Source organism: Sphingobium sp. LMC3-1-1.1 (assembly GCF_040676285.1).
GTDB lineage: Bacteria > Pseudomonadota > Alphaproteobacteria > Sphingomonadales > Sphingomonadaceae > Sphingobium.
In genome coordinates this window covers 52,887-78,613 of sequence record NZ_JBEGHQ010000023.1, presented here as the reverse complement: position 1 = coordinate 78,613, position 25,727 = coordinate 52,887, and the positions used below count along the sequence as shown (strand labels likewise).

The 25,727-nt window shown below is 64.4% G+C and carries 21 protein-coding genes; 8 read left to right on the top strand and 13 right to left on the bottom strand.

Annotated elements, in window-relative coordinates:
- Positions 1 to 92 precede the first annotated feature (92 nt).
- Entirely contained in the window at positions 93 to 3,212 is a 3,120-nt protein-coding gene (locus MRBLMC3_RS13775; protein ID WP_363829668.1) for a TonB-dependent receptor domain-containing protein, read from the top strand.
- A gap of 75 nt (positions 3,213 to 3,287) precedes the next feature.
- The gene (locus MRBLMC3_RS13770; RefSeq protein ID WP_363829666.1) at positions 3,288 to 5,165 is read left to right on the top strand and encodes a gamma-glutamyltransferase; all 1,878 of its coding nucleotides are present in this window, start codon (positions 3,288 to 3,290) and stop codon (positions 5,163 to 5,165) included.
- Positions 5,166 to 5,372: 207 nt separating this feature from the next.
- Here the strand turns inward: MRBLMC3_RS13770 and MRBLMC3_RS13765 are convergent, their stop codons facing one another.
- From MRBLMC3_RS13765 to MRBLMC3_RS13755, 3 genes are all read right to left on the bottom strand, one after another.
- The gene (locus tag MRBLMC3_RS13765) at positions 5,373 to 5,564 is read right to left on the bottom strand and encodes a hypothetical protein (RefSeq protein WP_363829665.1); all 192 of its coding nucleotides are present in this window, start codon (positions 5,562 to 5,564) and stop codon (positions 5,373 to 5,375) included.
- Between the two features lie 27 nt (positions 5,565 to 5,591).
- Complete coding sequence (locus tag MRBLMC3_RS13760) at positions 5,592 to 5,858, bottom strand: DUF2171 domain-containing protein (RefSeq protein WP_363829662.1); 267 nt, start codon at positions 5,856 to 5,858, stop codon at positions 5,592 to 5,594.
- 181 nt (positions 5,859 to 6,039) lie between these two features.
- Entirely contained in the window at positions 6,040 to 7,773 is a 1,734-nt protein-coding gene (locus MRBLMC3_RS13755) for an acyl-CoA dehydrogenase (protein WP_363829661.1), read from the bottom strand.
- 127 nt (positions 7,774 to 7,900) lie between these two features.
- On the opposite strand from MRBLMC3_RS13755, the gene MRBLMC3_RS13750 reads away from it, so the two are divergent.
- Positions 7,901 to 8,614 carry a helix-turn-helix domain-containing protein gene (locus MRBLMC3_RS13750; RefSeq protein ID WP_363737378.1) on the top strand — a complete coding sequence of 238 codons (714 nt, stop codon included), beginning with the start codon at positions 7,901 to 7,903 and terminating at the stop codon, positions 8,612 to 8,614.
- 36 nt (positions 8,615 to 8,650) lie between these two features.
- Here the strand turns inward: MRBLMC3_RS13750 and MRBLMC3_RS13745 are convergent, their stop codons facing one another.
- A complete protein-coding gene (locus MRBLMC3_RS13745) occupies positions 8,651 to 9,235 on the bottom strand; it encodes a TetR/AcrR family transcriptional regulator (protein WP_363737379.1) in 585 nt (194 codons plus the stop codon).
- A gap of 64 nt (positions 9,236 to 9,299) precedes the next feature.
- A complete protein-coding gene (locus tag MRBLMC3_RS13740) occupies positions 9,300 to 9,998 on the bottom strand; it encodes a FadR/GntR family transcriptional regulator (RefSeq protein WP_363755835.1) in 699 nt (232 codons plus the stop codon).
- 217 nt (positions 9,999 to 10,215) lie between these two features.
- Between MRBLMC3_RS13740 and MRBLMC3_RS13735 the strand changes: the two genes are divergently transcribed.
- The 5 genes from MRBLMC3_RS13735 to MRBLMC3_RS13715 all read left to right on the top strand — a co-directional run bounded on the left by MRBLMC3_RS13735 (position 10,216) and on the right by MRBLMC3_RS13715 (position 16,243).
- On the top strand, positions 10,216 to 11,355 hold the full coding sequence (locus MRBLMC3_RS13735; RefSeq protein WP_363756034.1) for an NAD(P) transhydrogenase subunit alpha: 1,140 nt from the start codon (positions 10,216 to 10,218) through the stop codon (positions 11,353 to 11,355).
- The gene (locus MRBLMC3_RS13730) at positions 11,352 to 11,642 is read left to right on the top strand and encodes an NAD(P) transhydrogenase subunit alpha (protein WP_025549500.1); all 291 of its coding nucleotides are present in this window, start codon (positions 11,352 to 11,354) and stop codon (positions 11,640 to 11,642) included. The genes MRBLMC3_RS13735 and MRBLMC3_RS13730 overlap by 4 nt, the downstream gene beginning before the upstream one ends.
- A gap of 1 nt (position 11,643) precedes the next feature.
- Positions 11,644 to 13,038 (top strand): NAD(P)(+) transhydrogenase (Re/Si-specific) subunit beta, encoded by a 1,395-nt coding sequence (locus MRBLMC3_RS13725; protein WP_363737381.1) that lies wholly within the window; start codon positions 11,644 to 11,646, stop codon positions 13,036 to 13,038.
- A 134-nt stretch (positions 13,039 to 13,172) separates the two neighbouring features.
- The gene (locus MRBLMC3_RS13720) at positions 13,173 to 14,666 is read left to right on the top strand and encodes a DUF4139 domain-containing protein (protein ID WP_363829659.1); all 1,494 of its coding nucleotides are present in this window, start codon (positions 13,173 to 13,175) and stop codon (positions 14,664 to 14,666) included.
- Positions 14,667 to 14,674: 8 nt separating this feature from the next.
- Positions 14,675 to 16,243 (top strand): DUF4139 domain-containing protein, encoded by a 1,569-nt coding sequence (locus MRBLMC3_RS13715; protein WP_363829657.1) that lies wholly within the window; start codon positions 14,675 to 14,677, stop codon positions 16,241 to 16,243.
- A 112-nt stretch (positions 16,244 to 16,355) separates the two neighbouring features.
- Here the strand turns inward: MRBLMC3_RS13715 and fdhD are convergent, their stop codons facing one another.
- From fdhD to hmgA, 8 genes are all read right to left on the bottom strand, one after another.
- Complete coding sequence (gene fdhD, locus MRBLMC3_RS13710) at positions 16,356 to 17,174, bottom strand: formate dehydrogenase accessory sulfurtransferase FdhD (protein ID WP_363829654.1); 819 nt, start codon at positions 17,172 to 17,174, stop codon at positions 16,356 to 16,358.
- Positions 17,171 to 17,407, bottom strand: coding sequence for a formate dehydrogenase subunit delta (locus tag MRBLMC3_RS13705; RefSeq protein WP_363737385.1), 237 nt, complete (start codon positions 17,405 to 17,407; stop codon positions 17,171 to 17,173). The genes fdhD and MRBLMC3_RS13705 overlap by 4 nt, the downstream gene beginning before the upstream one ends.
- Positions 17,408 to 17,417: 10 nt before the next feature.
- Entirely contained in the window at positions 17,418 to 20,264 is a 2,847-nt protein-coding gene (gene fdhF, locus MRBLMC3_RS13700; RefSeq protein WP_133652774.1) for a formate dehydrogenase subunit alpha, read from the bottom strand.
- Positions 20,261 to 21,841 (bottom strand): formate dehydrogenase beta subunit, encoded by a 1,581-nt coding sequence (locus tag MRBLMC3_RS13695; RefSeq protein WP_363829652.1) that lies wholly within the window; start codon positions 21,839 to 21,841, stop codon positions 20,261 to 20,263. The genes fdhF and MRBLMC3_RS13695 overlap by 4 nt, the downstream gene beginning before the upstream one ends.
- Positions 21,838 to 22,305 carry a formate dehydrogenase subunit gamma gene (locus MRBLMC3_RS13690; RefSeq protein WP_363755824.1) on the bottom strand — a complete coding sequence of 156 codons (468 nt, stop codon included), beginning with the start codon at positions 22,303 to 22,305 and terminating at the stop codon, positions 21,838 to 21,840. Before MRBLMC3_RS13690 ends, MRBLMC3_RS13695 begins: the two co-directional genes overlap by 4 nt.
- A gap of 106 nt (positions 22,306 to 22,411) precedes the next feature.
- Positions 22,412 to 23,056, bottom strand: a complete 645-nt coding sequence (gene maiA, locus MRBLMC3_RS13685) for a maleylacetoacetate isomerase (RefSeq protein ID WP_363829650.1) — start codon at positions 23,054 to 23,056, stop codon at positions 22,412 to 22,414.
- Positions 23,053 to 24,354 carry a fumarylacetoacetase gene (gene fahA / locus MRBLMC3_RS13680; RefSeq protein WP_363829649.1) on the bottom strand — a complete coding sequence of 434 codons (1,302 nt, stop codon included), beginning with the start codon at positions 24,352 to 24,354 and terminating at the stop codon, positions 23,053 to 23,055. Before fahA ends, maiA begins: the two co-directional genes overlap by 4 nt.
- Positions 24,351 to 25,658 carry a homogentisate 1,2-dioxygenase gene (gene hmgA / locus MRBLMC3_RS13675; protein WP_363830432.1) on the bottom strand — a complete coding sequence of 436 codons (1,308 nt, stop codon included), beginning with the start codon at positions 25,656 to 25,658 and terminating at the stop codon, positions 24,351 to 24,353. Before hmgA ends, fahA begins: the two co-directional genes overlap by 4 nt.
- Between the last annotated feature and the right edge of the window lie 69 nt (positions 25,659 to 25,727).

Here is a 25,727-nt window from a genome sequence, read left to right as displayed (position 1 = left end):
CATCGGCGCGCGGCCGCCTGATAGCTGAAACCACGCAAAGTCCTTTGACCGCAACGTCGGAAACAAGGACTTCTTTACAGGGGAACAGAAAGATGAGGGTAAGAAGAGAGAGATTTTCAAAATTGGCAGGAGCCAGTCTTTGGGTATTGTCGGCCGGCGCCGTGCATGCGCAGACGGATAGCGTCCCGCTGTCAGAAATGGACAAGGGCGCTGAGATCGTCGTTATCGGCACCCAGATCAGAGGCGCGAACACGACCGGCGCGCTACCTGTCAGCGTCGTGGGCGAACAGCAGATCGAAGCAGTGGCTGCAGTCTCAGGCGCCGATCTCTTTCGTTCCATCCCGCAACTGGGCGGCGTGACGTTCAACGAGCAGGTGCTGGGCGGCGGCAACGCGAACGCCGCCCGTGGCGACGTTTCCACCGTATCCCTGCGCGGCCTGGGCCAAGGCAATACCCTGCTGCTGATCAATGGCCGCCGAACCGTGCTGCATCCGACATCTCAGGCCATATCGGGCGTCATCGATTCCGGCGTTCCGACCTTCGGCTATAATGCCAATACAATTCCCGTCGGCAATATTGCGCGCGTGGAAGTGTTGCGCGATGGTGCTGCGGCCCTTTACGGATCAGATGCCGTTGCCGGCGTCATCAACAATGTCCTCAATTCCGATTTCAACGGCGCGAAGTTTGACGCGCAATATGGCGGAGCTGAAGGCACGAACCTGCGCGAGTTCACGATCAATGGGCTGGTCGGCAAGGACTTCAGCGAAGGGCGCGGTAACATCACGCTGTTCGCCGGTTATGCGCGGAAGTCGAAGCTGTATCTCAGCGACCAGGACTATACCGCCAATGTCGACCGGCGTGGTTATGTGGCCGGCACCAGCTTCGCCAATGTCGCCGCGTTCAACGGCACCAGCACCAGCACGCCGTGGGGCACGTTCCGCGCGCTCAGTCCGGCCGCCAACGGATCCTTCCTCAACCGGACGATCACCAGCAACGGCATCGCCTTCACCAACAGTTCGAGCCAGTTCCACATTCAGCCAAGCGCCAACAGCGGATGCCGCATCCCCTCCGGCCCCGCAGGTACCTGCTATGACGACGGCAACGGCGCGACGGAGATGGCTACGGTCGACAGCAACCTGCGCTTCAATGCGCCCGCAACGTTCCAGAACCTCACCACGCAGCCCTCGGTCAAGCGCGTCAACCTGTTCGCCAACGGACATTTCGACCTGACCGATAATCTGACCCTCTATGGCGAAGCGGGCTTCTATCGCGGCAAGACACAGGCGACCATCGGTGCGCCGGGCTCGCTGGCGAACATTCCCATCACAGTCGCCGCCAACGCCTATTGGAACCCGCTCGGGCCCGTCGGCTCGCCCAACCGCCTGCCCGGCCTCAATACCGCGGTCGTTCCCGCCTCAGGCCTGCCTGTACAGATCACCTCGTTAAGCTATGTCGACTTCGGATCGCGCAAGGTCGACGTCACCAACTACCAATATCGGTTCCTCGGCGGCCTCAAGGGGAATATCGGGAACTGGGACTGGGATTCGGCAGCCCTGTACACCTGGGCGACCGCCGCGGACACGCAGGAGAACTTCTCCAACAGCTTGCTGCAGGCCGCAATCAACCGTACCACGCCCGATGCCTACAATCCCTTCAACGGCGGCTGCGTCGATACGCCGTCGATCGGGGACTGTACGCCCAACAGCGATGCGACCATCGACAGTTTCCGCATCAAGGCGACGCGCAGGACACGCACATCGCTGGCGCTGTGGGACTTCAAGATTTCAAATGCTAATCTGCTGGGCCTGTGGGCGGACAACAGCATCGGCATTGCGGCGGGCGTCGAATATCGCCGCGAGACCTATCATGACAACCGCTCCCCCTATCAGGGCGGAATAAGAGGGATCGATACAACCTATACCGATGCGGTCACCGGCATCTTCTACGGTTCCGACCTGGGCGGGGCTAGTCCGAGCCCGGACGTGCGCGGCAAGCGCGACGTAAAGTCCGCCTATGCGGAACTCGCCATCCCGATCTTCAGTCCGGAGATGGAGGTTCCCTTCTTCCGCAGCCTCGATTTCCAGATCGCCGGACGCTATGAAGATTATAGCGACGTCGGGTCGGTCGCGAAGCCGAAGATCGCGGGGAGCTGGGAACTGCTTGAGGGCATGCGGCTGCGCGGTTCCTGGTCACAGGGTTTCCGCGCTCCCAACCTGGAGGTGATCAATACCTCTACGCTGGACCGCGTGAACACCGGCATCGATTATGTGCTGTGCGAAGCGGACCTGCGCGCCGGACGAATCGCCAATTTCTCGCAATGCAACCGCAGTATTTCCGTGCTGCGGCGCAGTGGAGGCAATCCCAATCTGAAGCCTGAGGAGTCGGAAAGCTGGAGCTTTGGCGCGGTCATCTCGCCGCCGCTGGGCGAAGGATGGGGCAAGGTGACCTTCACCGTCGACCGCTGGCGCATCAAACAGAAGAATGTGGTCGGTTTGCTTGACTATCAGAACGGCCTCAACCTCGACTATCTGCAGCGCGTGCAGGGCAGCAACAATCCCAATGTCGTACGTCGCGATCCGACTGCGGATGATATAGCGCTGGTTGCGGGCACCGGCCTCGCGCCCGTGGGCGAACTGCTCTATGTGGTCGCCAACTTCGAAAATCTGCTGCCGGTGACCGTGCAGGGCATCGATTTCAACCTCGACTATCTGCTGCCCACCGTGACCGTCGGAACCTTCTCGCTGAATGTCAACGCATCGCGCCTGATCAGCTATTATGTCGATGCTCCGGCGGGCGTGACGGCGGTCATCAATGGGCGGTCCGCGGGCCTTGTCAATGCGGGCGTGCCAATCCAGGGCGGGGGCGATGTCGTAGGGCGCGACGGCCAGCCGCGCTGGCGTCTCGCCGCGACGCTGGACTGGACCCTGGGGCCGGTGAAGATCGGCGCCTATACGCAGTTCATCGACAGCGTCTATGAAAACGCGGCACGCGACGCCTCGACCAATCCCTGGATCGTAAAGGGGCAGACGACCGTCAATCTCTATGCCCAATATACGTTCAGGAATGGTGGCCCGCTCAAAGACACCAGCATCCAGATCGGCGCCCGCAACATCTTCGACAAGGATCCCCCACTGGCATCGACCGGCTATCTGTCGAACCTCTACCAGCCGCAAGCACGCTACTGGTACACCAGCATCAAGAAATCCTTCTGATGCGGCAGGGTGCGGCGCCAGGGTTCCCACGCCGCACCCCCTCCTCCCCTTGCCATGAGGATCAAAGGTTGACCCATGTCCGCTCCCAATAAGCCCGTGCGCCCGGAAGCGCTCCATCGTCGAGAATTGCTCGCCGCCGGCCTTTCAGGCATGGTCCTCGCCGGCTTTCCTTCCGCTGCCCGCGCGCAGTCGGGCTCCCGTGCACCGGATGCGCCCCGCTCCGGCGGGACTAGCGTCGCAGCACACCGCGTCGAGGTGCCGATGCCGCATGGCGGCGTCACCGCCGGTCATCCGCTCGCCGCAATGGCGGGAACGCGCATGCTGATGCAGGGCGGCAGCGCGGCCGACGCGGTGGTGGCGGCCATGGCTGTGATGAACGTCGTCGAACCCTGGGCGTCGAGCGCGGGCGGCAACGGCTTCGCCACCTGCCTCGACCGCAAGGCGGGCAAGGTCCATTCGCTCGCCTTTACGGGCGGTGCACCGCGCCTGCTCGATCCACAGGTTGATCCCAGGGCGCTCGACCATGGACCAAGGGCACTCACCGTGCCGGGCGCGTTCGGTGGCTGGATCGCACTGGCCCGACGCTTCGGCAGGCTACCGCTCGCCATATTGCTGGAACCGGCGATCGGCTATGCCCGCGACGGTCACCCCCTCGATCCGTCGATCGCTCTGTTCATCGGCCGGGCGCAGAAGACGCTGAGCCTCTATCCGACCAGTGCCGCCCTGTTCCTGCCGGACGGGCAGCCGCCGTCACCCCGCTCGATCTTCCGCAATCCCAATCTCGCCCGCACCTTCCAGACGCTGGCCGATGCCGAGATGAAGGCGCTGGACGGCGGCGCTGACCGCGACCGGGCCCTGCAAGCGGCCTATGACTATTTCTACTCAGGCCCCATCGCCCAGGAATTTGCTCGCTTTTCGAACGAAAGTGGAGGCTGGTTGCGCCTTGACGATCTCAAGGCCTATCAGCCGCGCTGGAGCGATCCGGTCAGCACGCATTATCGCGGGCTGGACGTCTACAGCAGTCCGCTCACATCCCGCACCGGGCTGGAACTGTGCGAGCAGCTTAATCTGGTCGAGGGTTTCGACCTTGCCGCCCTGCCCGCGGACGGACCGCAACTTACCCATTTGCTGATCGAGGCGATCAAGGTCGCCAAGGCGGATGTCTACCGCTATGCCGCCGATCCCCGCTTCGCGCAGACGCCGGTCGAGGGCCTGCTGTCCAAGCCTTTCGCGGCAGAACGGCGAAAGTTGATCGATCCGACCAAAGCGGCCTCCTATCCGGAGGGTGGCAACGCCGCCGCCTACGGCCGGATGGCGCAGCAAGGATCGCGACCCCGCTTTGCCGCGCGGGGAGACGACCGCACGCGTGACGGCGATACCACCAGCCTTTCCGCCGTCGATGCCGAGGGGAACGCCATCGCCGTCACGACGACCATCGGCGGCGGTTTCGGTACGTTCCTGGTAATGGGCGATACGGGTATCCTATTCAACAATGGCCTCCGGCTGGGATCGACGGCGCCATATGACGACCACCCGAACAAGGTAGTGCCAGGAAAGCTTGCGCTTTTGGGCAATGGTCCCACCATCCTCCTCGACAAGGGCCGGTTGCATCTGGTGTTTGGATCGCCAGGCGGCGAGACGATCGGACAGACGCAGTTCCAGTTCCTGGTGAACATCGTTGATCGCGGCATGCCTATCCAACAGGCCATAGAGGCGCCGCGCTTCGCGCTCGATGCGGATCCGAATTTCTACAAGCCCGGCGCGGCCATTACCGTGCAGGCGGAGGGGCGATTTGCCGATACTGTGCTGCAAGGGCTGACCGCCATGGGCCATCGGATCGAGAAGGTCGGTCCCTATGCGATTGGCAGCGTCCAGGGAATATTGGTCGACTCATCGGGCGCGCGCATGGGCGGGGCGGATTCCCGCCGCATGGGTTATGCCGTGGGCTATTGAGGCCGCGGATCTTACCGCTTCTGTAGCGATTCCGGTTTATGCGCGGCCTCTTGCCCTCATCCGTTTCCAGGACAAACTCAGGACTGTCAGGCGTGGCTAGGGCCTTGTGGTCCTTGATCCGGGTGGTGCCGGTAACCTCCTTCACCACCTTGCCATGAGCCTCTCCGCCACGTCTGTCATGTCGCGGCGTCGCCTTTCCTAAGGGTTTTAGCCATTAGGCGCGCCCGGATCGGCCGAGAGAGCGATCTCGCGCCGAGCCATTTCGTCGACCACGGCCCGGAGGAAGGGAAACAGATTTTCCGTCTCCTCCCCCGATGCCGTTTCCCAGCTGTCGATGAGTTCCTCATCGGTCATGTTCGCAACTTCGGCTCGATGATCGCCGGGACTACTTCCAGTCATGACGCTTCTCCATGCGGAAAGCTGGAGTCAGCCCCCATCGTCCATGATTGCTTCGCCGCTTTCCTCCTCCTCCAGAAGAACCGCTGCGGCGCCCTCCGCAGAAAGGCGGACCTGATTGCCTTCGACCGCCGCGACCAGTCCGCCGGCGATGAAATGATGATGGTTGCCGTGCGAACCACTGTCAGCCTTCACCATCTTGATCCGGTCACCCTCGACCTTGTCGACCGTACCGACATGAACGCCGTCGGCGCCGATGATGTCCATATGTTCCCTGATTGCGCTCAAATCTGCCATGGCTCTCTCCTTCTTCGTCCTGAACGACCGGACGCCGCAAGAGATGCGTCAGCCATCGCCGATCGGCGCGCTGAAGCCACGGCTTCACGCAGAACCATCCATCAAGCGGTCAAGGCGGGCACAGCAACACCGCCTTCCTTCCCTCCAACGATCGGCCGCGTGGACAGCGATGACGATCTCTTCAGAAGGCATCGGCGCCGAGCGCCATGATGGTGGCTTCACCCGCCGCGATGCCGCTGGCCAGCCCGTGGGCCTGCGGCAGCATATGTTGCGCGAAATAGTCGGCCACCGCGCGCTTCGCCTCATGCAGCGGCGTGCTTCCCTGCGCCGCCACGGCCATTCGCGTCCACATCCAGCCCATGGAAACCAGCGCGAACAGGCGCAGATAATCGACTGCAGCCGCGCCCACCGCGTCCGCCCCGGCACCACGGAGCGATATCGTCACCCCGCGCAGCAGAGCGAGCGCTTCGGCAGTCTTCGCGGCGATGTCCAGCCCCGCCGCAGCATCCAGATCCGCTTCGACAAGGGCGAGGAAGCCCTCGACCACCGCGCCGCCGGCCATGGGCAGCTTGCGTCCCACCAGATCCATCGCCTGGACGCCGTTGGTGCCCTCATAGATCTGGGCAATGCGGGCATCGCGGACATATTGCTCCATGCCCCATTCGCGGATGTAGCCATGACCGCCGAACACCTGCTGCGCCTGCACCGCGCTTTCGAAGCCGAAATCGGTGAAGGCCGCCTTCACCACCGGCGTCAGCAGCGCGACGAGCGCATCCGCCTTTGCCCGCTCGCCAGCGTCGGGATGGTGGTGCGCCCGATCGAGCTGCAACGCCGTCCATCCCGCAAGCGCGCGCCCGGCCTCCACAAAAGCGCGGACGTTGAGCAGCATGCGCCGCACGTCGGCATGCTCGATGATAGCGACCGGATTGCGCGCTCCATCGGCGCTGCGTCCCTGGAGCCTCTCCTTCGCATAACCCGCCGCCTGCTGGTAGGATGCGCCAGCGATGCCCAGGCCCTGGATGCCGACCATCAGCCGCTCGGCATTCATCATGGTAAACATCGCGGCCAGCCCCTTGTGCGGTTCCCCCATCAGCCAGCCGGTCGCGCCATCATAGTTCATCACGCAGGTCGGCTGGGCATGGATCCCCATCTTCTTTTCCAGCGCACCGACCGACATGGCGTTGCGGATCGTGAAGCCGCCATCGGCATCGGGCAGATATTTGGGCACCAGGAAAAGGCTGATCCCCTTCACCCCGGCGGGAGCATCGGGCAGGCGGGCCAGCACCAGATGGATGACGTTGCCGCCGAAATCATGGTCGCCCGAGGAGATGAAGATCTTCTGCCCGGTGATGGCATGGCTGCCGTCCTCCTGCGGCATCGCCCTTGTCTTGAGCAGGGCGAGATCGGTACCCGCGCCGCTTTCGGTGAGCGCCATGGCGCCGGTCCAGGCGCCGCTCACCATGGGCGGTACATAGGTCGCTTTCAGGGGAGCGCTGGCATGGGCGATAATCGCTTCGCACGCCCCGCGCGTCAGGCCGGGGAACAGGCCGAAGGAGAGATTCGTCGCGGCGAGCATCTCGTCCAGCCAGAGCTGAAGGATGAACGGCAGCCCCTGCCCTCCATATTCCGGATCCGCCGACAAGGACGGCCAGCCGGCCGCCGCGAAATCGCGCCAGGCCTCGGCAAAGCCGTCCGGCGTCTTCACCGACCCGTCGACCAGGCGGCTGCCCTGCTCATCACCATGGCGATTGAGCGGGTGCAGCCGGTCGGCGCACATGCGCCCGGCTTCCTCCAGCACCGCCACCGCCAGATCGGCATCCACTTCCTTGCCGATGTCCGCCATCGCTTGGTCGAAACCGAGCACCTGCGTCAGCAGGAAACGATAATCGTCGATCGGCGGAACGTAGCTGAACATCGGAATCTCCTGAAGGTGTGGAGTTCATACACCAAACATCTGTTACAATCAATCTTATCCGAGCGCCGGCCATCCCGTAAAGCCGCTATTAACGTTCCGGAAACCCGCTTGCGCGCATGAAGGGACCATGCCCATTCATGCAACTGTCGATCAGTCACCCGAGTCCGACAACAGGCGCGACGCCCCGCGCTGGCGCATCCGACTCGAACTTCCCGGCACGCCCGAGGATGGCGCCGCCAGTCTGGTGATCCATGATATTTCGACGGCCGGCATGCTGGTGGAGACGAAATCGACGCTGGAGATCGGGCAGAGTGTCATGCTGTCCTTGCCAGACGCGGACCAGGTCGTGGCTCGCGTCGTCTGGCAGAATGATATCCTGTTCGGCTGCCGTTTCGAGACCACGCTTCCCCAAGGGGTGGTAAGCGCGATCAGGCTCCGCAATCCCGGCCGCGACGACGACATGCGGCCTGCCGCCGAGCGCCCGGAAAGCCCGGCCGAGGAAGATCTGGGCGCGCGCCTGCTCCGCCTGCGCCACGAAAAGGGGCTGAGCCGCACGGCGCTTTCGGAACGGACGGGGTTCAGCAAGCCGACCATCTGGGGCTGGGAAACGGGCCGAACCACGCCGCGACGGGAGAATCTGCGTATTCTCTCGGCCGTTTTCGGCCTCACCGAACAGCAGCTGCTTTATGGCAAAGGACGTCCGGCGGTTCAGGAAACGGATCGATCGGGACGGGAAGCCTATGCCCGATCGCTAAAGGACATCATCGATCAATCGAAGACGCGCATTGCCGAAGCTGCGGGAGTGGACCGGCTCAAGGTGCACATCTCCATCGAATTCTAGCGCTCACGGGCTGCCCGTTCCCCCATCAGGCAGGGATCATTCGTGCCGGAAGACGGCAACGACCTGGGCAGCCAGTTCCGCCGGCGTGAGCTTGCCGGGCCGATACCAGTCCGCGGTCGAATTCAACTGCGCAAGAAGCAGATTGCGATATACCGACCGGTCGATATGAGGTGGAAGCGGCAGTTCCTGCACCAATGCGCGAAACAGCCCCTCGAACCGGTCGCGCCGCGCGATCAGTTGCTGGCGCACATCCTCGGCCACTTCCCGAAAGTCGTTCATCATCGGGGTGGTCAGAGAATCGGGGGCGAGCTGAATATCCAACAATGTCTCGCAAGCCGCCTTCAGCCTGGCCCATGGATCGGACTGCGCCTGCACCGCCTGGATTATCCGCGTTTCCGCCTGGTCAAGGGCGGCATTGTGAAGTTCGACGAACAGCGCGTCCTTGGACCTGATATGATGGTAGAGCGAACCGCCCAGCACGCCGGCCTGCTCCCCGATGTCCCGCATCGACGTGCCGCGATACCCCTTTCTGGCAAATAGCCGGGCGGCAATCTCCAATATCTGGCGCCGCCGCGTCGATGGCTCCTCATGCGGTTCGGCGGGTGGGACAGGCTTTGTCATCGTCGGGGCGCTAGCATATCCTCGATTGGCCGCGAAGCCTCTGTTCGAGTGGGGGCCGTTTCCTTCAGATGGCAGCGTCGAGCCGGCGCATGATCTCACGGCGGCGCCGTAGCGCTTCGAACCGGGCCCGCTCCGGGTCGCCGTCGAGGATCGCGGCGATGATGGCGCGCCGCTCCCGCTTCCAGCGCTGCTTGCCGTCGCTTCCGCCATAGACCGGGCCACGCGGATATTCGGCATAATGGTGCACCGCCACGCGGGAGAGAAGTTCCATGAGCGGCCGGTCGACCATCAGATAGAGGATGTCCAGCATACTCTGGTCAAATGCGCCGCGCTGTCGCGCCGTATTGCGCCCGTCGATGGATTTGACGAGCGCGGCAAGCTTTTGCCGAAGCTCCTCATTCGTCGCCCGGGCAGCGGCGGCCATGAGTTCGCAGTCAAGCAAGGTGATGATGTCGATCGCTTCGGGGTGCGCGGAATGGTGCATGGCCAGGAAGCCGGAAATCGCCTGGCTGAGGCCCTCTGCATCGGGGCGGGTGCCGTAATAGCCGCCGCCGGGCCCGCGACGAACCTTCAGAAAGCCTTCATGCTCCAGCACGCGCGCCGCCTGCTGAACGGTGACGATGCCCACGCCCAGCGCCTTCGCCAGATCCGGCAGGGATCCGATCTGCGCTTCGGGCGGCTGCGCCACGATCATGTCGCGAAGCTTCGCCACCGCCGCCGTCACCAGTCCTTCGCGGGAATTCTGCTTGCGAATGCTCATCATGCTCCTCGTCTGGATCCCCTGCCCTTAGCGAATTCGCGCAGGAAATGGCACTGCTGTTCCGCCATCCTCAATTATATGCATATTATTTGTTGGAATTATAACGAATCGACGGTATGGCGATTCATAAAGGTCGATAATGGGCACATTAGACCAGGCTGGGGATGTGGCGGCTTCGGCCGGATCAGGGGCGCGCCAACGCAGGACGAGGGTGGAAATAGTGAAAATCGGCATAGTGAAAGAGATGGCGCCTGGTGAGCGCCGCGTTTCCGGCACGCCGGAAACGGTCAAGAAATTCACAGCGCTGGGCGCGACGGTGGCGGTGGAAACGGGTGCAGGTCTGTCCGCCGCCATATCCGACGCGGATTATGTCGCCATGGGCGCGACGGTCGCCGATCGCGCCGCCACGGTGGCGGACGCGGACATCATCCTGGGCGTGCAGGGACCGGATGCGGCCAGCGTCGCCGGCGCCAGGCCCGGCGCCTGGATCGTCGCCGGGCTCAATCCCTTTGTCGAGCGCGCGCGGATAGACGCCTATGCGGCGGCCGGCTTTGAAGCCCTGGCCATGGAGTTCATGCCGCGCATCACACGGGCGCAGTCGATGGACATATTGTCGTCGCAATCCAACCTTGCCGGATACAAGGCGGTGCTGGACGCCGCGGCCGAATATGGCCGGTCCTTCCCGATGATGATGACGGCAGCAGGCACGGTTTCGCCGGCCAAGGCCTTCATCATGGGCGTGGGCGTCGCGGGCCTTCAGGCGATCGCAACGGCGCGGCGGCTCGGCGCGCAGGTCTCTGCGACCGACGTGCGCTCTGCGACCAGGGAACAGATCGAGAGCCTGGGCGCCAAGGCGATCTTCGTGGAAAGCGTCGCGGGGATCGAGGGTGAAGGCAAGGGCGGCTATGCCACCGAAATGTCCGAAGAGTACAGGCAGGCCCAGGCTGAGCTCGTGTCGTCGCACATTGCCAAGCAGGACATCGTCATCACGACGGCGCTGATCCCCGGCAAGGCCGCGCCGCGGCTGGTTTCCGACGCGCAGATCGCGTCGATGAAGCCGGGCAGCGTCATTGTCGACCTGGCCGTCGAACAAGGCGGCAATGTCGAGGGCGCAGTAGCGGGCGAAGTGGTCGAGCGGCATGGGGTGAAGATCGTCGGACACAGGAATGTGCCATCGCGCCTCGCCGCTGACGCATCGGCGCTGTTCGCGCGCAATCTCTATAACTTCCTCTCCGCCTTCTGGAACAAGGAACGGAACGCTCCAGTGCTGGACGAGGAAATCGGCAACGCCGTCCGCGTGACGCAAGGTGGGAAAATCGTCAGCGAAAGGCTGCTTCAATTGGCGGGGGGAATGCAATGAGTTCGCTAAATCCCGATTATCTGTTCGTCTTCATCCTGGCGGCCTTTGTCGGTTTTCAGCTTATCAAGAAGGTGTCGCCGCTGCTGCATTCGCCCTTGATGTCGCTGACCAACGCGATCGCGGCGGTGGTGATCGTCGGCGCCATTTCCATCACCGGCGAGGAAGGCGCGACGCCGCTGGCGAAGACGCTGGGCTTTGTCGCCGTATTCTGCGCCACGGTCAATCTGGTGAGCGGTTTCATGATCACCGACCGCATGCTCAAGATGTTCAAGCCGCGGGGGAAATGAGATGAACGCATTCGTACCCTTTGCGGCGATCATCGCGTCGTCGCTGTTCATCCTGGCACTGATGTGGATGAGCCATCCCTCGACCGCGCGGCGGGGCGTGCGCGCGGGCGAGATCGGCATGCTGGTGGCGATTGTCGGCGCGCTGGTCCAGCATGAGGTGGTCGACTACAACCTCATCATCATCGCCATGATCGCAGGCGCGGCCGCCGGCATCCCGATGGCGCTGCTGATGCCGATGACGGCGATTCCGCAGCGGACCGCCATCTCCCACGCTTTCGGCGCGCTCGCCGTCGGCCTGATCGGCGCGGCGGAATATTACAAGCATGCCCATGGCGAATATGCCGGCAGCTTCATCATGTGGGCGCTGATGTTCGAGATGCTGCTGGGTTTCCTGACCTGCACGGCATCGGTCATCGCCTTCGCGAAGTTGCAGGAGATCATGGGCAGTCGCCCCGTCTCCTTCGTCGGACAGCGGGTGGTGAATGGCGGCGTCGCGGTGGCGACGGTGGCGATCGGCGCGATGCTGGCGATCGATCCGACCCAGACGTGGCTGTTCCCCGCCTTCGTGGCGCTGGCGCTGCTGTTCGGCATCCTGCTGGTGATCCCGATCGGCGGAGCCGACATGCCGACCGTCATCGCGCTGCTCAACAGCTATGCCGGTCTGGCGGCAAGCGCCATGGGCTTTGCCCTGGGCAACAAGCTGCTGATCGTGGCGGGCGCGCTCGACGGGGCGTCGGGTTTCATCCTGGCGGTCATCATGTGCAAGGCGATGAACCGCAGCTTTGCGAACGTCATGTTCGGTGGCTTCGGAAAGGTCGTGGCGGGCGCCGTGGGCGGCAAGGACGACCGCGTCGTCCGATCCGCCTCTGCCGAGGAAGCGGCGCTGCAGCTTGAAAATGCCAGTAGCGTCGTCATCATTCCCGGCTATGGCATGGCGGTGGCGCAGGCGCAGCACAAGGTGAGCGAACTGTATCAGGCGCTGACCAAGAAGGGCATCGACGTGAAGTTCGCGATCCATCCGGTCGCCGGCCGCATGCCGGGCCATATGAACGTGCTCCTGGCCGAAGCGAATGTGCCCTATGAGCAGCTGATCGAACTGGACGACATCAATCCGGAGCTGCCGCAGGCGGACGTGGCGCTGATCATCGGCGCGAACGACACGATCAATCCGTCGGCGCGCGACGATCCGCAGAGCGCGATCGCGGGCATGCCGATCATCGAGGCGGATCGAGCCAAGTCGGTATTCGTGATCAAGCGGTCAATGAATGCGGGCTTTGCCGGGATCGACAATCCGATCTATTACAACAGCAACACCCAGATGCTGTTCGGCGATGCCAAGGATATGGTCGGCACCATCGCCAAGGAGCTGGCGGGCGGCGGTTCCGGCCTGCACTGAACGACGGACCGGCCGCTCCTCGCGCGCAGGTCCGCCTTCCTCCTGAAAGGCAACAAAGGTCGTTCCGGGATTATGTCTCTGGAATGGCCTTTGTTTTTGCGGCATGTCTTGCACGGTTGGCGGAGGGAGCTTCGATGCGTCTGATATGTTCTGCGATAATATCGGTTGTCGTTCTGGTTCCCCAGCCGCTTTTCGCTCAATCATCGACCCCGAACGCCCAGGGCGATCTGTCCGTCACCATCTACAATAATGATCTGGCGCTGGTGCAGGACGTCCGCCGTATCGCGCTCCCCTCCGGACGCTCGCGTCAGGAATTTCCCGATGTCTCCGCGCGCATACGCCCCGAAACAGTGACATTGTCGGGCGAAGGCATCGGCATAGTCGAACAGAATTTCGACTATGACCTTCTGTCGCCCGCATCGCTGATGGAAAAAGCGGTCGGCCAGACGATCACCCTGCTCCGCACCAACCCCGCCACAGGCGCGGAAACGCGGGAACAGGCGCTGGTGCTGGCGGCCAATGGCGGCGTGGTGCTGAAGATCGGCGAACGGATCGAGGTGCTGCGCGACGACGGTCTGCCGGTGCGGGTCATTTTTTCCTCCATTCCGCCCAATCTGCGCGCGCGCCCGACGCTGAGCGTCACCATGGATGCGCCGCAGGGCGGTGCAAGGCCGGTGACGCTGAGCTATCTGACGCCGGGCATGAGCTGGAAATCGGATTATGTCGCCCTGTTCGACGAGAAAGCGGGCAAGCTCGACATGCAGGGCTGGATCACGCTCAACAACAGCACCGGCACCACCTTCGCCAACGCCCGCGCCCTGCTGGTCGCCGGGGAAGTGGGACAGGTGCAGCAGGGTTATGTCGGATATAATGGCGGGCGACCCCAGCCTCGCGGAAACCGGCCCGGGACGGAAAGTGGCGGCGGCGAGCAACTGGGCGATTTCCATGTCTATCCGATCGAGGGCCACACGACGATCGCCAATGCGCAGACCAAGCAGGTGAGCTTCCTCGACGCTTCAGGCGTCCCGGCGGAACGCGGTTACGAGTTCCGCAGCAACTGGATGGAGAGCAAGGATCAGGCGGAAAGCGCTGCATCCGTGCTCAAATTCTCCAATGCCAAAGCATCGGGTATCGGCGCGGCGCTGCCCGCGGGCACGGTTCGCGTCTATATGCGCGATACGCGGGGGCAGGCCCAGTTCGTGGGGGAAAGCGGCATTCCGCACACGCCCGGCGGCTCCACCCTTGCCTTGCGCACAGGCGACGCCTTCGACGTGAAGGTGCAGCCGGTGGTGGAACAGCGCGACACGATCACGACGGACGAATGGACGAAGACGGAACGCTGGCGCGTCACCTATCCCGACGGCACGAAGGCGGAAGGCTATGCCGAGCGGCCGCAGAAATATTATCGCACGCGCATGCGCTATATCGTCACCAATGCCAAGGCGGTGCCGGTGAATGTCGATGTGGTCCAGTCCGGCCTTTCCCAATGGTGGTGGTGGCGCGACCTGCGCGTGCCGGAGGAGAGCATTCCCGGCGTGCAGGAAACGGCTGACGTCCGGCGATGGGTCGTACCGGTGCCCGCCAATGGCAAGGTCGAACTGACCGCCACTTTCCTCACTCCCTGGTAAGCGCCGTCATGCCCCGCCTGTGGCCGTGGCTGTTGATCCTGCCGCTCTGGACGCCCATGGCGGCAAGGGCGCAGTTGCCGGTCGTGATCTCCAGCGGCCCGGACAAGGTCGCGGTCACGCTCTACCGCGATCCGGCGCGGGGAGAGGAGCCGCTCAACCGCGATGATCCCGCTGCCTTCGCCCTGATCGCGGAGACACGCACGGTGATGTTGCCGCCGGGCGAAGCCGTGATCCGGTTCGAAGGGGTCGCAAGCGGCATCGTGCCGCAATCGGCGATCCTCTTTGGCGCGCCGCCGCGGGAGCGCAATCGCGACGCGGCGCTGCTGTCGCAAAAGGGGCTGGTCGACGCCTTCACCGGGCAACGGGTGATCCTGCGCCGCACCGATCCGGCGAGCGGCAGGACGGTCGAGGAAAGCGCAACCGTCCGATCCGCCGCCGACCGGCTGGTGGTGACGACGGCGCGCGGAGTGGAAGCGCTCTATTGTTCCGGACTGCGTCAGACCCTCCTCTATCCGGGGGCGCCCGCGACCCTCTCCGCAAAGCCGGTGCTGACCATGACGACCAGGGACCAGCCCGGCGGCCTGGCCACGATCACGCTGGCCTATATAGCCACCGGCTTCGACTGGGATGCGACCTATGTCGGCACATTGGCCCCGGACGGCCGGTCGCTGGACCTGCTCGGATGGCTGACGCTGGCGAGCGCGGACGACACCAGCTTTGCCGATGCAACCGCTTCCGCCGTGGCGGGAAGGGTGAACCGGTCGGATGACAGTCGCGACGAAAGCGGGGAAAGGGCACGCGATGAGGCCCGCTATCTGAACAGGTCCAGTGCCTGCTGGCCCGCCGGGACGACCAGCGACCTGGGCAACGGCCTGTCGCCGCCACCCCCTGCACCGCCGCCCATGGCCATGATGATGGCAGGCGAGGATATCGTCGTGACGGCCCAGCGGCGACAGGAAGTCATGCTGTCGGCGCCCATGCCGGTCGCCGTGGTCGCCAGGGCGGAAAATCTGGGCGACCTCAAGATGTATCGCATTCCCGTTCCCGTCACGGTCACCGCCCGTGCACAGAAGCAAGTGGCGTTCCTGGTGAAGCAGAAGGTTAAGGGTAGCCTGATCTATCGGACGGCAATGAACTGGGAAGAGCCGGACGAGATCCGGATGCTGTTCCGTTTCAACAACAGCAAGAAGGACGGGCTGGGCGACCCTCTTCCGGCGGGCCGAGCGGTTCTCTATCAGGACAGCCCCTGGGGCCGCATGTATGTCGGGGAAAACGCGACAGGCGACAAGGCCGTCGATGAGGAGGTCGAATGGTCCTTCGCTGAAGCCAGCAACGTGACCTTGGACCCAGAACAGGAGGCGGCGGGCAAGGGGGTCATCCGCCACAGCATGGTCGTGCGGAACGCCAACCCATTTCCCATCCGTTTCGAGATCGATTTTCCAACAAACAGCGGGCGGCTGTTCAGCGGCTTCAGCGGTCGCCTGACGAAAAAGCCGGGCAAGCAGGTCTGGGCCATGACGGTGCCGGCGAACGGGACGATAAGCCTGCACTTCCGATCGGCCGAGCGGACCAACTAGAGCTTCGCGCGGAAACCTGCCCCCTCATACAAGGCAGCGCGCGCCGGCTCTGGATTCTTTGCTTTCCGCGATTTCTCAACCAGCGATCCGAACCGATCGCTTGGAAATCGCTCTATTCCCCGCACTTATCCAGACCCAGCGCCCCTTCCCCGTACAACAGGATGGAATCGGAGCGCGCCAGCGCCACCAGAGCAAGCCCCGCCCCCGCCGCCCTTTCGGCGGCAAGGCGCGTCGGCGCCGAAATCGTCACCAGCAAGGGGCAATCCGCCAACACGGCCTTCTCCACCAATTCGTATGAGCAGCGCGAGGAGAGCAGCGCGAAGCCGCCATCCCATGCCCATCCACGCTGCCACATCGCGCCGATCAGCTTGTCGAACGCATTGTGCCGCCCGACATCCTCCCGCGCCAGGCGGATCGTGCCGTCGGCCGCCACGAGAGCCGCTGCGTGGGCCGCCCCTGTTCTCGCATTGAGTGGTTGATGTTTTTTCAAATCCCCCAATGCCCGGAAAACAGCCTGGCTGTCGCTCATTGAAGAGGCCGTGACGGACGGCAGGGGCCGGATCGCCTGGTCCAGATTTTCCAGCCCGCAAATTCCGCAGGAGGATTCCGAGGCGCGATGCCGCACCCGGCTCAGCAAGGCTTCGGTTCGCCCTTCCGGCAGGGTTGCGCGGGCAATGATGCCTTGCCCGGTCGCATGCACATCTACATCAAGGAGCGCATCCTCCCGCCCGATCAACCGCTCCGCCAACGCAAAGCCAAGCACCAGTTCCTCTATGTCGGCGGGCGTGGCCATCAGCACGGCATAGCCGATACCGTTAAATTCGATGGCGATCGGCATTTCATCGGCCAGTTCGCGCGTCACGGGCGCGATGGGGCCTTCCGGCACTATTCGCCTGAAAATGAAGGATCGATCTTCCTGCTCCGCGCTCAAGGCGCCGTGATCCGTCCGACAGCTGCGGCGGCAATGGGCGACAGCGCATCGGGGCGGGCCGTCGCCAGCACAGCAATGCGCTGCTTCATCGCCGGATCCCAGAAGGCGCGGATATGATCCGCCGTCATGGCGACCGCCTCCACCTCACCCAATGCCGCGACATTGCGGGCAATCTGGTTGGCCATGTAGATCAGGCGGTCCTCGGTCGACATGACCTCATTTTCATCGCTCATGCGCGCTATCCTATTCGGCCGCTTCCAGGGGCGCAATGCGTCTGCTCTGGCGGGCCTGACTTGCATAATCGCGCTGCCAGTCGCTCGGCCCGTTCGAACGCATGACCTGTACCGCCGTCACCTTATATTCCGGGCAATTGGTGGCCCAGTCCGAATAATCGGTCGTGATGACATTGGCCTGCGTGTCGGGATGGTGGAAGGTGGTGTAGACCACGCCCGGCGCCACGCGCTCGGTGATCAGGGCGCGCAGGCTGGTTTCGCCGGCGCGGCTCTTGAGCGACACCCAGTCGCCGTCATTGATGCCCCGGTTTTCCGCATCGGTGGGATGGATCTCCAGCCTGTCCTCTGCATGCCAGGCCTCATTGGCCGTGCGCCGCGTCTGCGCGCCGACATTATATTGGCTGAGGATGCGCCCTGTCGTCAGCAGGAGCGGGAAGCGCGGCCCCGTCTTTTCGTCCGTCGGCACATAGTCGGTGACGACGAACTTGCCCTTGCCCCGCACGAAACCGTCGATATGCATGGTCGGCGTCCCGTCCGGAGCGGCGTCATTGGCGGGCCACTGCAGCGACCCTTCCTCCTCCAGCCGGTCATAATGCACGCCTGCGAAGGTCGGGGTCAGGGCCGCGATCTCGTCCATGATTTCGGACGGATGCGCATAGGACCAGCCCAGCCCCATCGCCTGCGCGACGAGCTGCACGATCTCCCAATCCTCAAAACCATTCAACGGCGCCATCACCTTGCGCACGCGCTGGATGCGGCGTTCAGCGTTGGTGAAGGTCCCGTCCTTTTCCAGGAAGGTCGATCCCGGCAGGAAGACATGGGCGTAATTGGCGGTTTCGTTGAGGAACAGATCCTGCACCACCACGCATTCCATCGCCGCCAGTCCCGCGGCGACATGATGGGTGTTGGGATCGGACTGAAGGATATCCTCGCCCTGGATGAAGATACCCTTGAACGTCCCGTCCGTCGCCGCATCGAGCATGTTGGGAATGCGCAGCCCCGGCTCGGCATCCAGCGTGACGCCCCAGGCCTGTTCGAACTGGCCGCGCGCCGCATCGTCCGACACATGGCGATAGCCGGAAAGCTCGTGCGGGAAGCTCCCCATGTCGCAGGCGCCCTGGACATTATTCTGCCCGCGCAGCGGGTTCACGCCAACGCCTTCGCGACCGATATTGCCGGTCGCCATGGCAAGATTGGCGATCGCCATCACGGTGGATGACCCCTGGCTGTGTTCGGTGACGCCCAGCCCGTAATAGATGGCAGCGTCGCCGCCGGTCGCATAGAGCCGCGCAGCCATGCGGACTTCCTCCGCGCTGACGCCGGTCAGCGGCTCGACGGCTTCTGGCGAACGCTGCGGTTCGGAGACGAAATCGGCCCATTCGGCAAACTCGTCCCAATCACAGCGCTCCCGGATGAACGCCTCGTCATAGAGCTTTTCCGTGACGATCACATGCGCCAGCGCCGTCAGCATGGCGACATTGGTGCCGGGCCGCAGCGGCAGATGATGATCCGCCTCGACATGGGGCGATTTCACCAGGTCGATCCGGCGGGGATCGATGACGATCAGCTTCGCGCCCTGCCTGAGCCGCTTCTTCATGCGACTGGCGAAGACCGGATGGCCGTCGGTCGGATTGGCGCCGATGACAAGGATCACGTCGGCCTGCATGACGCTGTCGAAATCCTGCGTCCCAGCGGACGTCCCGAACGTCGTCTTCAGCCCATAGCCGGTCGGCGAATGGCAGACCCGGGCACAGGTATCGACATTGTTGTTGCCGAAGCCCTGGCGGATCAGCTTCTGGACGAGGAACGTCTCCTCATTGGTGCAGCGGCTGGAAGTGATGCCGCCGATGCTGCGCGTGCCATATTTCGCCTGGATCCGGCGGAACTCGCTGGCGGTATGGGCGATGGCCTCCTCCCACGACACCTCGCGCCAGGGTTCGTCCACCGATGCGCGGATCATGGGATTGAGGATGCGGTCGCGATGCTGGGCATAGCCCCAGGCGAAGCGCCCCTTGACGCAGCTATGCCCGCGATTGGCCTTGCCGTCCTTCCACGGCACCATGCGCACCAGTTCCTCGCCCCGCATCTCCGCGCGGAACGTGCAGCCGACACCGCAATAGGCGCAGGTGGTGACGACCGCGCGATCCGGCGTGCCGACCTCCACCACCTTCTTCTCGGTCAGGGTCGCGGTCGGGCAGGCCTGTACGCAGGCGCCGCAGGACACGCATTCGGACGAGAGGAAATCCTGTCCCTGGGACGGCGCGACCTTCGAATCGAAGCCCCGCCCCTCGATCGTCAGGGCGAACGTTCCCTGCACCTCGTCGCAGGCGCGCACGCAGCGCGAGCAGACGATGCATTTGCTGGGGTCGAAATCGAAATAGGGGTTCGACTGGTCCTTGGCCTGGCCCATATTGGTCGCGCCATCATAGCCATAACGCACGTCGCGCAGGCCGACCGCGCCCGCCTGTTCCTGCAACTCGCAATCGCCATTGGCCGGGCAGGTCAGGCAATCGAGCGGATGGTCGGAGATGTACAGTTCCATCACGCCGCGCCGAAGCTGCTTCAACCGCTCGCTCTGCGTGCGCACCACCATGCCCTCGGCGATCGGCGTGGTGCAGGAAGCGGGATAGCCACCCCGTCCCTCCACCTCGACCAGGCAGAGGCGGCAGGAACCGAAGCTCTCCACATTGTCGGTCGCGCACAGCTTGGGGATCGAGCAGCCGGTCAGCGAGGCCGCCCGCATGATCGACGTTCCCTCCGGCATCGTCACCGGCTGTCCATCGATGGTCAGGGTCACGCTTTTGCCCGTCGCGATGGCGGGGGGCGTTCCATGGTCGGTTTCGCGTGTGTAGCTCATTCCGCAGCTTCCTTGATCGGGGCGGGGGCGCCGAAATCCTCAGGGAAATAGTCAAGCGCGCTCAGCACCGGATAGGGCGTGAAGCCGCCCAGCGCGCAGAGCGAGCCATATTTCATCGTGTCGCACAGGTCGCGCAGCAGCCCCGTCTGCGCCTCCAGCCCGACATCGATCCGGTCAGGCGTCCGGGAGTTGAGCGCCTTTTGAAGATATCCCTCCCAGCCGCGGTCCGGCGGCGACGCGGCGACACCATCGCGCGCCGCGATGATCCGGTCCATCACTTCGATCCCGCGCGTCGATCCGATCCGGCAGGGCGTGCATTTGCCGCAGCTTTCGACCGAACAGAATTCCATGGCGAAACGCGCCATATGAGCCATGTCGACGCTATCGTCGAACACCGTGATCCCGGCATGGCCGATCAGCCCGCCCGCCTGGGCAAAAGCCTCATAGTCGAATGGCAGGTGGAACATGCTGGCCGGGAAATAGGCGCCCAGGGGTCCGCCGACCTGCACGGCGCGAACGGGCCTTCCGCTCGCCGTGCCGCCGCCGATGCCGTTCACCAGTTCGCCAAGGGTGATGCCGAAGCCGATCTCATAGAGGCCGCCATGCTTCACATTACCCGCAAGCTGCACGGCGATGGTGCCCCGCGACCGGCCGAAGCCGACCGCCGCATAGGCCTCTGCCCCCTCCGTCACGATGAAGGGGACGGCGGCGAGGCTGAGCACATTGTTGATCACCGTCGGCTGACCGAACAGCCCGGCCAGCGCCGGAAGTGGCGGCTTTGCCCTCACCTGCCCCCGCTTGCCCTCCAAGCTGTCGAGCAGCGCAGTCTCCTCCCCGCAGACATAGGCGCCGGCGCCGACGCGCACTTCGAGCGTGAAGGGCGCGATCCGATCGGCCGACAGCGCGATCGCATCCTGCATGGTGGCAATGGCGAAGGGATATTCGCTGCGGATATAGATATAGCCCTGGCTCGCCTGCACGGCATGACCCGCAATCGCCATGGCTTCGATCAGGCAGAAGGGGTCGCCCTCCATCAGCATCCGGTCGGCAAAGGTGCCGCTGTCGCCCTCATCGGCGTTGCAGACGATGAACTTGGTGTCGGACGCCGCATCCAGAACGGTCTGCCATTTGATCCCGGTGGGAAAGCCCGCCCCGCCCCGTCCGCGCAGCCCGGATGCCTTGACCATGTCCACCACCGCCTGGGACGGCATCGACCGCGCCGCGTCCAGACCGCGCCAGCCGCCCAGCGCGGCATAGTCGGCCAGGCTGAGCGGATCGATGATGCCGCAGCGCGCGAAGGTGAAGCGCTGCTGTCCGGCGAAGAAAGGCAGGGCCGCCAGCTCACCCAGCCGGGAGGCATGGCTGCCATCCAGCACGGCCGCCACCTCTTCGGGCCTTACCGGGCCGAAGCCAATCCGCTTCCCGTCGCTCTCCACCTCGACCAGCGGTTCGATGGAGAAGAGGCCTCGGCTGCCAGTGCGCACCACATCGCATCCAGCCGCTTCGAAGGCGCGCGCGACTTCGTCAGCGCCCAGGGCGACCGAGGCCATGTCCCGACTGATGTAGACGCGCGTCATGCCGCGATCTCCTGCGCGATCCGGTCAAGCGCGGCGGCGTCGATCCGGGCGACGGGCCTGCCGTCGACCAGGGCATTGGGTCCGATGGCGCACAGGCCCAGGCAATAGACAGGTTCCAGCGTCACCTGACCATCGCGCCGCGTTTCGCCCATGGCGACGCCCAGCCGATCGGCCGCCGCCCTTTCCATCGCTGCGCCGCCGCGGGCCTGGCAGCTTTCGGCGCGGCAGAGTTTCACCACATGGCGGCCGGCGGGGGCGCGGCGGAAATCATGGTAGAAGGTCACGACTCCATGAACGTCCGCGCGAGAGAGGTTGAGTGCAGCGGCGATGGCGGGAATGGCCGCGTCATCGACAAAGCCTATCTCTTCCTGCAACATGTGCAGCAGCGGCAGCAGGCGGTCGCGGGTGCGGCCATGAACCTGCGTCCATTCCTCTATCAGCCTTGTCGTCTCTTCCTGCTGCATCTTCCTCGCCTTTCCGGGGCGCTATGCTGCGCCCTGGAAGAGGCTGCGTCAAATTGAAGAGGATCATGTTTGATAGAAATTATCTATCAAACTCCTGGAAGGGTGCTCATGGATCGGCATCGGGCTGGACCGAGGGATGGGCGGCCGCGAACGGGGCTAAGGCCCGCGCCTTCTCTCCTGCCGCGACGAGCGCGGGAAAGGGCGACAGGTCGACCTTGAACCGCTCCGCCGAATAGAGCTGCGGCACCAGATAGCAGTCCGCCAGTCCCGGCCGGTCGCCAAATGCGAAACCCCGGCCGTGGCGCGCCACCCATATTTCCAGCGCGGCGAAACCCTCGGTAATCCAGCGGGCCATCCACCTGTCGATCGCGCCCTGATCCCCGCCGAGATCGGCCTTGAGGGCCTTCAGCACGCGCAGATTGTTGAGGGGATGGATGTCGCAGCCGATCAGCGCCGCCATGGAGCGCACGATCGCCCGCTGGTCCCGGTCGGACGGCAGCAGGGGCGGCCGGGGCCAGCGTTCCTCGATCCATTCCAATATCGCCGGGCTCTGCGCGAGGATGAGGCCGTCCGCCTCGATCACCGGGACCAGCCCCTGGGGCGACAGCGCCTGATAGCCCGCATCCCGCTGGGCGCCGACGCGCAGGTCATGGGCCACCTGGTCATAGGCCAGGGCCTTCAGGTTGAGCGCGATCCGCACGCGATAGGCGGCGCTGGACCGCCAATAGCCATGGAGCGTCAGCGCGCTCATCGCGCAGGCCCGACCAGGGCGCGGCATTCGCCAAAGCCGATGGATATATGGCCCGGCGCCCGCGCCACCGCGGTCAGCGCCAGTTCGTCGCCATCCTCCAGGAAGGCGCGTTCCTCGCCGGTCGGCAGGGTGATCCGCACCTTGCCGCCTTCGGTCAGTTCCATGAGGCTACCATAGCTGTCCGGGGTCGGGCCGGAGAGCGTGCCCGTGCCCAGCAGGTCGCCGGGATTGAGATTGCAGCCGTTGGAGGCGTGGTGGGCGACGATCTGCTGCGCGGTCCAGTACATCCACGAGGCAGGCCCGCGCGAAAGGCGCATCGGCGCCATGCCGGCCGCCCGCATCCTTGCGCTCGACAGATGGACCTCCAGGTCGAGGGCCAGCGCGCCGCCGGCCTGATCGGCTTCGTCCCACAAATAGGGCAAGGGCCGGGGATCGCCCTGCGGCCGGGGAGGCTGGGCGATGCGGAAGGGGGCCATCGCCTCCGCCGTCACCACCCAGGGGGAGATGGTCGAGTGGAAATTCTTGGCAAGGAACGGGCCCAGCGGCACATATTCCCAGGCCTGGAAGTCGCGCGCCGACCAGTCGTTGAGCAGGCAGAAGCCGGCAATATGGTCCGCCGCCTCGGCGATCGGCACGGTTTCGCCCAGCGCATTCCCGGCGCCGATCCAGATGCCCAGTTCCAGTTCATAGTCCAGCCTTTGGCTGGGTCCGACGACGGGCACTTCGGCATCGGGGGCCTTGCGCTGGCCCTGGGGGCGGATCACCGGCACGCCGGACGGGCGGATGGAGGATGCCCGTCCATGATAGCCGATCGGCACATATTTATAATTGGGCAGCAAGGGATTGTCGGGACGGAACAGCCTGCCGATATTGGTCGCGTGGTGAATGCCGACATAGAAATCGGTATAGTCGCCGATCGCGGCGGGCAGATGCAGCGCGCAATCCGTCGCCCGGTGCAGCAGGGGTTCGACCGCCTGCCGCTGTTCCTCATCGCTGAAAAGCGCGCTCAACCAGCGACGCAGCGCCAGCCGGTCCGCCGCCGGGAGCGCCATCAGGGCGTTGAGGGTGGTTCCGCCCAGCACGGCGGCGGCCGAGGCGGGAAGCAGGCCCGCCTCCGCAGCGACACGCAGGTCGAATATCCGGTCCCCTATCGCGACGCCCGCCCGCGCTTCCCCGCCGGGGGGCGAGAAAATGCCGTAGGGCAGGTTCTGCACCGGGAAGTCGGTATGGCCATTGGCCCCCTCCACCCAGCTCGACCGGGCAGGGTCATGGGTTTCATCGATCTGCGGAAAGCTCATGCCCCCTCCTCTTCTGTCGAACCATCCCCCTGCGGCAGTTGCGCCTTGGCAAAGCCAGACCAGCAATCGTCATAATCCAGTTGACCGAGGGGCGTTTCCATCGCGAAACGGGTCGGGCGGAAAGGGAAGCGGCTTTCGAACATGAAGGCCATGGTGTCGCTGATCCGGTGCGGCTTCAACTGCGCGGCGAGCGCGCCTTCATAGCTGGCCCTGTCCGGGCCATGCCCGGCCATGCAATTGTGCAGCGAGGCGCCGCCGGGCGCGAAACCGCCCGCCTTCGCATCATAGGCGCCGTGGACCAGCCCCATGAACTCGCTCATCACATTGCGGTGAAACCATGGCGGGCGGAATGTATCCTCTGCCACCATCCAGCGCGGCGGGAAGATCACGAAGTCGCAATTGGCGGTTCCGGCGCGATCGCTGGGGGAGGTCAGCACGGTGAAGATCGACGGATCGGGATGGTCGTAGCTGACCGTGTTCATCGTGTTGAACCGCCGCAGATCGTAGCGGCAGGGGGCGAGATTGCCGTGCCAGGCCACCACGTCGAAGGGAGAATGGTCCTGCGTCGTGACCCACAGGCTTCCGCCGTATTTCTGGACGATTTCATGAGGGGTATCGTCATCCTCATAGCAGGCGACGGGCGTTTCGAAATCGCGGGCATTGGCAAGGCCGTTGGCGCCGATCGGGCCGAGATCGGGCAGGCGGAACAAGGCCCCGTAATTTTCGCAGACATAGCCGCGCGCCGTCCCGTCGGGCAGGTCCACGCTGAACCGGACGCCACGGGGGATCAGCGCGACCTGTTCCGGCGCGACCTCCATCACGCCCAATTCGGTGGTGAGGCGCAGCCTGCCCTGCTGCGGCACGATCAGCATTTCGCCGTCGGCATTGGTGAAGGCGCGCTTTTCCATCGGGCGGTTGGCGGCGTAGAGATGGACGGCCAGCCCCTCGCCCGCCGCCGGATCACCCGCGCCGCAATAGCTGACCAGCCCGTCGAGGAAATCGACCGGATGTCCGGGCAGCGGCATCGGATCCCAGCGCAGGCGGTTGGGCGTGGGCGGCACTTCATCGAAGGGGCCGCTGCGCAGCAGCGTATCGCGGGCATAGGGCCGATAGGGCGGATGGTTGGCCGCCGGCCGCAGGCGGTAGAGCCAGCTTCGCCGGTTCTCGCCGCGCGGGGCGGTGAAGGCGGTGCCCGAAAATTGCTCGGTAAAAAGGCCATAGGGCGCATGTTGCGGCGAGTTGCGGCCCACCGGCAGCGCGCCGGGCACGGCCTCCGTCGCGAAATGATTGCCGAAGCCGGGCATCATGCCTGTCATGCCGGCGGCGTCCTGCCCGGCGTTCCGTGCCATCCCATCCTGCCTCACTTGACCGAA

What these genes read in the sequence shown, in the direction of transcription:
- MRBLMC3_RS13775 (WP_363829668.1), top strand. Translation starts at nt 93, where the DNA reads ATGAGGGTAAGAAGAGAGAGATTTTCAAAATTGGCAGGAGCCAGTCTT.
- MRBLMC3_RS13770 (WP_363829666.1), top strand. Translation starts at nt 3,288, where the DNA reads ATGTCCGCTCCCAATAAGCCCGTGCGCCCGGAAGCGCTCCATCGTCGA.
- MRBLMC3_RS13765 (WP_363829665.1), bottom strand. Translation starts at nt 5,564, where the DNA reads ATGACTGGAAGTAGTCCCGGCGATCATCGAGCCGAAGTTGCGAACATG.
- MRBLMC3_RS13760 (WP_363829662.1), bottom strand. Translation starts at nt 5,858, where the DNA reads ATGGCAGATTTGAGCGCAATCAGGGAACATATGGACATCATCGGCGCC.
- MRBLMC3_RS13755 (WP_363829661.1), bottom strand. Translation starts at nt 7,773, where the DNA reads ATGTTCAGCTACGTTCCGCCGATCGACGATTATCGTTTCCTGCTGACG.
- MRBLMC3_RS13750 (WP_363737378.1), top strand. Translation starts at nt 7,901, where the DNA reads ATGCCCATTCATGCAACTGTCGATCAGTCACCCGAGTCCGACAACAGG.
- MRBLMC3_RS13745 (WP_363737379.1), bottom strand. Translation starts at nt 9,235, where the DNA reads ATGACAAAGCCTGTCCCACCCGCCGAACCGCATGAGGAGCCATCGACG.
- MRBLMC3_RS13740 (WP_363755835.1), bottom strand. Translation starts at nt 9,998, where the DNA reads ATGATGAGCATTCGCAAGCAGAATTCCCGCGAAGGACTGGTGACGGCG.
- MRBLMC3_RS13730 (WP_025549500.1), top strand. Translation starts at nt 11,352, where the DNA reads ATGAGTTCGCTAAATCCCGATTATCTGTTCGTCTTCATCCTGGCGGCC.
- MRBLMC3_RS13725 (WP_363737381.1), top strand. Translation starts at nt 11,644, where the DNA reads ATGAACGCATTCGTACCCTTTGCGGCGATCATCGCGTCGTCGCTGTTC.
- MRBLMC3_RS13720 (WP_363829659.1), top strand. Translation starts at nt 13,173, where the DNA reads ATGCGTCTGATATGTTCTGCGATAATATCGGTTGTCGTTCTGGTTCCC.
- MRBLMC3_RS13715 (WP_363829657.1), top strand. Translation starts at nt 14,675, where the DNA reads ATGCCCCGCCTGTGGCCGTGGCTGTTGATCCTGCCGCTCTGGACGCCC.
- MRBLMC3_RS13705 (WP_363737385.1), bottom strand. Translation starts at nt 17,407, where the DNA reads ATGAGCGATGAAAATGAGGTCATGTCGACCGAGGACCGCCTGATCTAC.
- fdhF (WP_133652774.1), bottom strand. Translation starts at nt 20,264, where the DNA reads ATGAGCTACACACGCGAAACCGACCATGGAACGCCCCCCGCCATCGCG.
- MRBLMC3_RS13695 (WP_363829652.1), bottom strand. Translation starts at nt 21,841, where the DNA reads ATGACGCGCGTCTACATCAGTCGGGACATGGCCTCGGTCGCCCTGGGC.
- MRBLMC3_RS13690 (WP_363755824.1), bottom strand. Translation starts at nt 22,305, where the DNA reads ATGCAGCAGGAAGAGACGACAAGGCTGATAGAGGAATGGACGCAGGTT.
- maiA (WP_363829650.1), bottom strand. Translation starts at nt 23,056, where the DNA reads ATGAGCGCGCTGACGCTCCATGGCTATTGGCGGTCCAGCGCCGCCTAT.
- fahA (WP_363829649.1), bottom strand. Translation starts at nt 24,354, where the DNA reads ATGAGCTTTCCGCAGATCGATGAAACCCATGACCCTGCCCGGTCGAGC.
- hmgA (WP_363830432.1), bottom strand. Translation starts at nt 25,658, where the DNA reads ATGCCCGGCTTCGGCAATCATTTCGCGACGGAGGCCGTGCCCGGCGCG.